A 1,226-nucleotide genomic window follows, 5' to 3' on the forward strand; every position below is an offset into this window, starting at 1 on the left:
GCCGAGCAGGGCGGCGGCACGGCGGCGCGTGGAGCTGCGGGTGACCACGGGGATGCGATCGGTCCTCACAGCGTTGGAGGCCGCGCCGACGAGCAGGTGGGGCCGTGCGTCCAGGTCCTCGCGCAGCAGCAGGCCGGAGACCGGGCCGACCTCGGGCGGGTGGGCGGCGGCGAGGGCCTGCTCGGACAGGTGGACGTCCGGGACGGGGGCCAGCTCCTCCGCCGTGCCCTCCGCGATCTCGAACGCCACCACGGTCACGTTGTCCGGTGCGCCGCCCTTGAGGGTGAGGTCCACGAGGGTGTCGACGGCCTGGTTGAGAGCCTCCGAGTCCCGCAGCACCTCGTGGATCTTCTCGGGGGAGACCACGTCCGTGAGGCCGTCAGAGCAGAACAGCCAGCGTTCTCCGGGGGCGACGGGCACCTCGAACACGTCCAGCTCGGGGGAGGCGTCCACGTCGCCGAGCACGCGCATGAGCACGTTCTTGTTCGGGTGGAACGGGGCCTCCCCGGCCTCGAGGCGCCCCTCGTCCACGAGCTTCTGCACGAACGTGTGGTCCGTGGTGACCTGGGAGAACTCGCCGTCCACGAGCCGGTAGGCCCGGGAGTCGCCGATGTGCGCCATGTACAGCGTGGTCCCCGCGAGCAGGGCGGCGGTGCACGTGGTGCCCATGCCGGCGAGCTTGGGGTTGGCGTGCACCAGCTCGTTGAGGAGCAGGTTGGCGTTCTGGATCTCGTCCGGCAGCACCGTGGCCGGGTCCTCGTAGCCCACCGCATCCAGCGGGGCCAGGTCCAGCACCGTGGACGCACTCGCCACGTCGCCGCCCACGTGCCCGCCCATGCCGTCCGCGAGCACGACCAGATGACGGCCCACGTAGGCGGAGTCGTCGTTCTTGGCACGGACGCGGCCGACGTCGGAGCGGGCGGCGTAGCGGAGGACGAGGGTCATGGGTCAGGCCTCGAGCTCCATGACGGTCTTGCCGATGCGGATGGCCGTGCCGGGGCCCACGGGCAGCGCGCGGGTGACGGGGGCGCCGTTCACGTAGGTGCCGTTCGTGGAGCCGAGGTCCTCGAGGAACCAGCGGGTGCCCTGCGGGAACAGCCGGGCGTGGCGGCCGGAGGCGTAGTCGTCCACGAGCACCAGGTCGGCGTCCTGGGCGCGGCCCATCAGCAGGGGACGGCCCTCCAGGGCGATGGTCTGCCCGGCCTTCGGACCCTCGACCACCCGCA

General features: G+C 72.4%; 2 protein-coding genes. Both read right to left on the reverse strand.

Going from position 1 to position 1,226, the window contains the following annotated elements:
* Nucleotides 1-945 (reverse strand): PP2C family serine/threonine-protein phosphatase (locus tag AB0N07_RS51385; protein WP_365847935.1); only part of this gene is annotated, 945 nt, incomplete at its 3' end.
* Nucleotides 946-948: 3 nt separating this feature from the next.
* The coding region (locus AB0N07_RS51390; protein WP_365847937.1) for an FHA domain-containing protein at nucleotides 949-1,226 on the reverse strand (278 nt) is incomplete at its 5' end.

Origin of the sequence: Streptomyces sp. NPDC051172 (genome assembly GCF_040682555.1) — a bacterium.
Taxonomy (GTDB): domain Bacteria; phylum Actinomycetota; class Actinomycetes; order Streptomycetales; family Streptomycetaceae; genus Streptomyces.